The organism is Streptomyces sp. LBL (assembly GCF_029893585.1).
Lineage (GTDB): Bacteria > Actinomycetota > Actinomycetes > Streptomycetales > Streptomycetaceae > Streptomyces.
Window position 1 is genome coordinate 198342 of record NZ_JARXYX010000015.1, and the last position, 6150, is coordinate 204491.

The following is a 6150-nucleotide window of genomic DNA, read 5'->3' on the forward strand; positions in this document are numbered from 1 at the left end:
GGAGCCGCGCAGTGATGTGGCGCGTACGACGCCGAGGAGAGCAGCGACCAAGGTCTGAGGTTGCTGCGCCGCTACTGGGCCGACGTGCTGATGAGCTCGTCGGCGACCCACCGTGCGACCTCGGCCGGGTAGGGCGCCGGCAGTCCGAGGACGATGTGCCGGAAGCCGGCGTCGGTCGCCTCGCCGATCGCGTGCCGGGTGACGTCGGGCTGCTCGTAGGAGACGGGCAGGTGGATCGAGCGGGTGACCGAGGCGGGGTCGCGGCCGATCTCGGCGCAGTAGCGGTCCAGCAGTTCGCTGCGGCGGACGACGTCGTCGATGTCGCCGCCCGGGATGTTCCACAGGTCGGCGTGCTCGGCAACCACGCGCAGCGTCGCGGACGAGCGTCCGCCGATGAGGATCGGCGGGTGGGGACGCTGGACGGTTTTGGGGTTGCCGAAGGCTCCGGTGAGGTGATGGTAGGTGCCGTGGAAGTCGAACGGTTCCTCCTCGGTCCACAACCGCCGGATCACCGTGCACGCTTCGGCGAGGCTCCCCACGGCGTGCGCGGAGTCGTGGAAGGGCAGGCCGTGTGCGGCGTACTCCCGCCGGGCCAGGGGATGGTCCGGGCGTGAGCCGACGCCGATGCCGAAGTCGAGCCGTCCGCCGGAGACGATGTCGACGGTCGTGGCGATCTTGGCCAGCAGCGCGGGCGGCCGGAAGCGGTTGCTGGTCACCAGCACGCCGAGCCGCAGTCGTCGCGTATGGGCGGCAAGGGCCGAGAGCAGCGTCCAGCCCTCGTAGGCCGGGCCGTCCAGGTCGCCACCGATCGGCATGAGGTGGTCGAACAACCAGGCGTGTTCGATCTCCGGGATCGTGTCCGCCTCGCGCCAGACCCGCAGGACGTCGTGGTAGTCGACCTGCTGGGGGGCTGTCATGATCCCGAAGCGGGTCGGGGGCGGGGCTGCGGGTATGGGTGTGGGTGCGGGTGTGGCTGGCATGGAGCTCTTGGTCCTTTCGACACCTGCGGGCGCGCCGGCTGGCGAGACGCTGCCGAGGTTCGGGCAGAACGTGCTTTTGGAGGCACGCGGGGCTTGATCCGTTTGGCTGAGGGCGGCGAGGAGGTGGTGGTCGCCTGGCGATGAGCTGCGCCACGTCCCGAGACGGTAGGGGCCGGCGGGCTGGCGGGCTGGCGGAAGAACCGCTTCTCGCCGGGCTCCCGCACGCTCCCCGCGCGCGGGAGCCACGGAGAGGCGGGAGCCACGGGCGCCGATGTGGAGACCGCCCCGGACGGTCAGCGGCGTCGCAGCGACGGGTCGAGCAGCGCGGGCGGAGTGTCGTGCTTCTCGTGTGCGGCGAGGTCGGCGCCAGGGGCGACGACGGCGTCGATCGCGTCGAGCACATCGGCGGAGAGCACGGTGTCCGCGGCGGCGAGTTGCGTGTGCAGGTGGTCCAGTGTGCGGGGGCCGATGAGCGCACTGGTCACGGCGGGATGCGCGGTCACGAAGCCGAGCGCGAGCTGGATCATGGTCAGGCCGGCCTCGTCGGCGACCTTGGCCAGCTGCTCGACGGCGTCGAGCTTGGCCCGGTTGGAGGGGATGGTGGTGTCGAAGAGTTGCGGCATGAACGTGGAGCGGCTGGTGGTGACGTCCTGGCCCTCGCGGATCGCGCCCGACAACCAGCCCGAGGCCAGCGGGCTCCAGACCAGCACGCCGAGCCCGTACTCCTCGGTGACGGGCAGCACGTCGGTCTCGATTCCGCGCTGTAGGATCGAGTAGCTGGGCTGTTCGGTGACGTAACGGCTCAGGTGATGCTCGTGTGCCGCCCACTGGGCCTGCACGACGCGGTAGGCGGGGAAGGTCGAGGAGCCGAAGTAACGGATCTTTCCCGCGCGCTGCAGGTCAGTCAGAGCCGACAGCGTCTCCTCGTCGCTGGTGCTCGGATCCCACCGGTGGATCTGGTAGAGATCGACGTGATCGACACCGAGGCGGCGCAGGCTGTTCTCCAGCTCGGTGACCAGCCAGCGGCGGGAACTGCCCCGGTGGTTGCGCTCCTCCCCCATCGGCATGCCCGCCTTCGTGGCCAGCACGATGTCGTCGCGGCGGCCGGCGATGGCTTTGCCGACCATTTCCTCCGACTCGCCGCCTCCGTACATGTCAGCGGTGTCGATGAGGTTGATCCCGCCCTCCAGAGCGGCATCGACGATGGCGGTGGCCTCCTCCTGGGTGGTGCGCCCGATCTTGCCGAAGTTCATCGCGCCGAGCGCGAGGGAGCTGACCTGCACACCGGTGCGGCCCAAGGTGCGGTACTGCATGACCGTGTTCCTCCATTACGGACAAAGCGCCATGTCGACGTGTGGCTTGGTCGTCGTCCCCCTGCTCTGACATCATGAGCAAGCGGAACCTCGTTCCGAAACATACGGAACCTTGTTCCGTTTAGCAAGCTCGGCAGCGGAGGGAGCGGCGAGGTGAACAGCAGCAACGAGGGCGCGGGCCACGCAGCCCAGTCCAAGCGGGCGGACGCCCGGCGCAACAAGGAGACCCTGCTCGAAGTGGCCGCCGCGGTTTTCGTCGCGTCGGGCGTGGACGCGCCCGTTCGCGACATCGCAGCCAAGGCCGGGGTCGGGCTGGGCACGATCTACCGCCACTTCCCGACGCGAGCGGATTTGATCATCGCCGTCTACCGGCACCAGGTCGAAGCCTGCGCCGAAGCCGGTCCGGCCCTGCTCGCGAGCAGCGCGACACCGCACGCCGCGCTGGGGCAGTGGATCAACCTCTTCGTCGACTTTCTGGTCACCAAGCACGGCCTCGCCGCCGTGCTGCACTCCGACGATGCCGGCTTCGACACGTTGCACGCCTATTTCCTCGAGCGGCTCTTGCCCGTGTGCGCCCAGCTTCTCGAAGCCGCGGCCGTCGCCGGGGAGATCCGCTCCGACCTGGAGCCCTACGAGCTCATGCGCGGCGTCGGGAACCTGTGCATCGGCGCGGACAGCGATCCCCGCTACGACGCACGTCGACTGGTCGAACTCCTCATCGCGGGGCTGCGCCGACCGCACTGACCATCCGCCGCGGCGCGCGACCTGTCGGCGCTGCGGGTGTCACATGCGCGGGTCCGACCCTGTCTTCAGCGGCCAAAGCCGAACAGGCACACGTTCAAGGAGAACGCCGTGCCACGCGCGCCGAGGACTGACTGGCGCCGAGGACTGACTGGCGCCGGACGTGGTCATGATCGCCGACGGTGCCGGGCACCCGACCGCCGCCCGGGCCCCTGTCCACGGAACTGGACCCGTGGGGGCGTTGCTGGTACGCCCGGATCGGGTGGTATCGGCCGTACGGGTCAACGACCCGCCCGGGGGTCGGATCGAGTCGGACGGCCAACCGGCCGCGGCGAGCCTCGTGCTGACCGGAGTGAGCCTCGTGGCGGAGAACGAGCGGATCACCGATCCACGCCGTGGCCCACTCTCAGAAGCTGATGCGGCTGGACGAACCGGCCGAACTCGCCAGGCCGAGCCCACGAAGCCGCCGACACCGTGGGCGTTCCAGACGGAGGCAACGGCCCGGAACACCCACGGATCGGGGCGACCTCCTGCTCGCTTTGACGGAGACCCCGCCCTCGATCACTCAGCTGGGCCCGGTCAGCCGATGCACAGCACGAGCAGGCAGATCTCGGACGGCGAGGTGGCGGCGGACGGGGGGGTCGCTTGCGATGCCCCTGAGCCTGTTTCGCCGGTTTTGCCGCTGCCGCTTCCGCTGTCATTGGTGTTGGTGTTGCCATTGGTATTGCCGTTGCCGTTGTCGGTTCCGCCCGTGGCTGCGGGTGCGGGCGTCTGCGTGGGCTGCGTGACCGTCGTATGCGCCGGGTCGGTGCGGTCAGGTGCCGTCGCACCAGAGGAGGGAGCGGTGGACTGCGGCTGCGCGGTCGATCTCACCCCCGCGCGAGGCGGGGCGGCGGCGTCCGGCTGCGCGCTCGGCGTGGTGCGCACCGAGTCGGTGGAGTACTGCTGACGCGGGAGGTCCGGCGCGGGCGACTGTACGGGCGCCGTGGGCGAGGAGCGGTGCGCATCAGGCTGGGGCGACGTCGGGCGGCCGTCCTGCAGGGTCTGTTCCGCGAGGGTGCCCATGTCAGGGCCCTTCGGTGCCGCGGCGGCCTGCGTCCGGTCGCCGGACTGCCGGTCCATCGAGGCCAGGGTGACACCGCCGCCGACCAGCGCGACAGCGGTCGCGACCACAGCCCGACGCTGGTTCTTCTTCCAGCGGGCGCGCTGGCGACGCCGTGCCGCTCGCCCTTCCGGCAAGGGCGAGACTCCGTCAAAATGCCCGGACGCGTCACTTGACGGTGCGCTCTCCACGCCGACCCCGACCGCCGTCTCGTCACCGGGTCGCCCGTGCTGCCACGCGTGCCAGGCCGTGGACTCCGATGCAGCCGTCCCACCCGTCGCCCCCAGGGCAGCAGCGGCCCGGGTGTTGGCAGCGGCGGCGGTGGCCGGATCGATGTCCGGGGCGTACGCACCGCACCCGGGGCACACCAGGGCGCCATTGAGGTGCCTGCGGCACGAGGAGCAGTAGTCCATCTGCGGTCTTTCTGAGTTGGCACACCATCGACCTGCGGGGTCGCGATCCGGTCACGTTCGTACATGGGATCGAACAATCAGCAACACTAACGACGCTCGTGAAAGGCCATGTGCAGCCCGTGTGAGACTCGTGCAGGGATTCTCGGTGTTTGCTGTGCGCCGTACACCATCCAGGTTTCAGACCGCGAGACCGCCGGCAGGGGTTGGGGTGCCGGGCACCGAACTCGACAGGCACACATCCCCACAAACCGGACCTTGCTGGACGATCTGGCACAGAGTCACCTCGCCACTCCCCACGAGCGCCACGGCGCATCCGCCGGGCAGGCCGCCGCCCACCGGTTGCCTTTTGGCCAAAATTGGCCGAAAAGAGTGCCGTCGCTGCACACAGGTCGCGGACCGTGCCACGCGGTGGCTGCGCATCTGCACCGCGGTCGGGGTACAGGGTCCGGCCTCCGCCCGGGCTCCACCAGACCGGCGCGGCGGAGAATCTTCGCCGATCGATCACAACAAGAGTGCATCGGGTCCGTCGTGTCGATCCAGCAGGCGCATACTGGTGACAATGACAAAGTCACCCATGCCCAAGCGTCATCTGCCGACCAGCCCCTTCCTGGCTCCGGTCGCGCCAACTCCCAAGCACTTCACCGTCGGAAGCCGCGTCACACACGATGTGTACGGCCTCGGCCGGGTGACCGGCATCGAGGAGGGGGTTGCGGTACTCGTCGATTTCGGTTCCCTTCAGGCCCGGATCGTCAGTCCGTACACCAAGTTGACCAATCTTTGAGGTCTGCTGCGCCTGCGCCAGTCAGGCGCAGCAGGCAATCACCCGCTCCCGGGCCCTGAAGGGGCCCGTTCGCACGCCATCCCTCCGCTTGGCATGCTCGCAACGAAGGTGAGACGTCCCATCGACACGACCCCGCTGTTCTCCGACCCGGAGCCGGCCCCCCTCCGTGCCACGACGGAATCGCCGCCTCCGGAGAAGAATCCCTTTCAGTCTCCGGATGTGCAGGAGGAGACCGCCCACGTTCCCGGCATCGCGACCCCGGTCTCCGGGACCAGGTAGCCACCGCAGCGTCCCCGCACTCCGGCGGCTCAGCAGTCGGTCCGGGAAGGCCTTTCGGGAGTTGATCAGGATGCCGCTCCAGCGGAGGGTTTCCCCGCCGGTGTGAGCAAACCGCCGTGCGTGATCGGCTGAGTCTGCAGGCAGAACCCGCATCCCCACTGCTGACACCCACCTGGCCCTTCGTCGGGGCCGGAACGCCTCCCTGCTCGGCCGCGTACGTACGGCGGCGAGCCCGAGGTGCTCCTTACGGCGTCGAACCCGAGGTGCGCGGCAGCCGGACAGGGTGGAGTCTGAGGATCATGCGGCGCAGGAGCGGTCGGGGCAGCACGGGGAACGATGTCGAGGCAGCCCTCAACGAGCTCTACACCACCGCGCCGCCCGGCTTCGTCGCCCGCCGGGAAGAGCTGGCCGCCGCAGCCAAGGCGGCGGGGGGGGGGGGGGGGGGGGGGGGGCGCCCCCCCCCCCCCCCCCCCCCCCCCCCCCCCCCCCCCCCCCCCCCCCCCCCCCCCCCGCCCCCCCCCCCCCCCCCCCCGGCCGCGGG

General features: G+C 70.2%; 5 protein-coding genes. 2 read left to right on the forward strand and 3 right to left on the reverse strand.

What is annotated here, in order from left to right; all coding sequences use genetic code 11:
• Positions 1 to 71: 71 nt before the first annotated feature.
• On the reverse strand, positions 72 to 980 hold the full coding sequence (locus M2271_RS20120) for an LLM class flavin-dependent oxidoreductase (protein WP_280888646.1): 909 nt from the start codon (positions 978 to 980) through the stop codon (positions 72 to 74).
• 293 nt (positions 981 to 1273) lie between these two features.
• Positions 1274 to 2293, reverse strand: coding sequence for an aldo/keto reductase (locus M2271_RS20125; protein ID WP_280888647.1), 1020 nt, complete (start codon positions 2291 to 2293; stop codon positions 1274 to 1276).
• 153 nt (positions 2294 to 2446) lie between these two features.
• Between M2271_RS20125 and M2271_RS20130 the strand changes: the two genes are divergently transcribed.
• The gene (locus M2271_RS20130; RefSeq protein ID WP_280888648.1) at positions 2447 to 3037 is read left to right on the forward strand and encodes a TetR/AcrR family transcriptional regulator; all 591 of its coding nucleotides are present in this window, start codon (positions 2447 to 2449) and stop codon (positions 3035 to 3037) included.
• Positions 3038 to 3613: 576 nt separating this feature from the next.
• Here M2271_RS20130 and M2271_RS20135 read toward each other — a convergent pair.
• Positions 3614 to 4273, reverse strand: coding sequence for a hypothetical protein (locus M2271_RS20135; protein ID WP_280888649.1), 660 nt, complete (start codon positions 4271 to 4273; stop codon positions 3614 to 3616).
• Between the two features lie 835 nt (positions 4274 to 5108).
• Between M2271_RS20135 and M2271_RS20140 the strand changes: the two genes are divergently transcribed.
• Positions 5109 to 5330 (forward strand): hypothetical protein, encoded by a 222-nt coding sequence (locus M2271_RS20140; protein ID WP_280888650.1) that lies wholly within the window; start codon positions 5109 to 5111, stop codon positions 5328 to 5330.
• Positions 5331 to 6150 lie beyond the last annotated feature (820 nt).

Coding starts and splice junctions, on each gene's coding strand:
- M2271_RS20120 (WP_280888646.1), bottom strand. CDS start 980: ATGCCAGCCACACCCGCACCCACACCCATACCCGCAGCCCCGCCCCCG.
- M2271_RS20125 (WP_280888647.1), bottom strand. CDS start 2,293: ATGCAGTACCGCACCTTGGGCCGCACCGGTGTGCAGGTCAGCTCCCTC.
- M2271_RS20140 (WP_280888650.1), top strand. CDS start 5,109: ATGACAAAGTCACCCATGCCCAAGCGTCATCTGCCGACCAGCCCCTTC.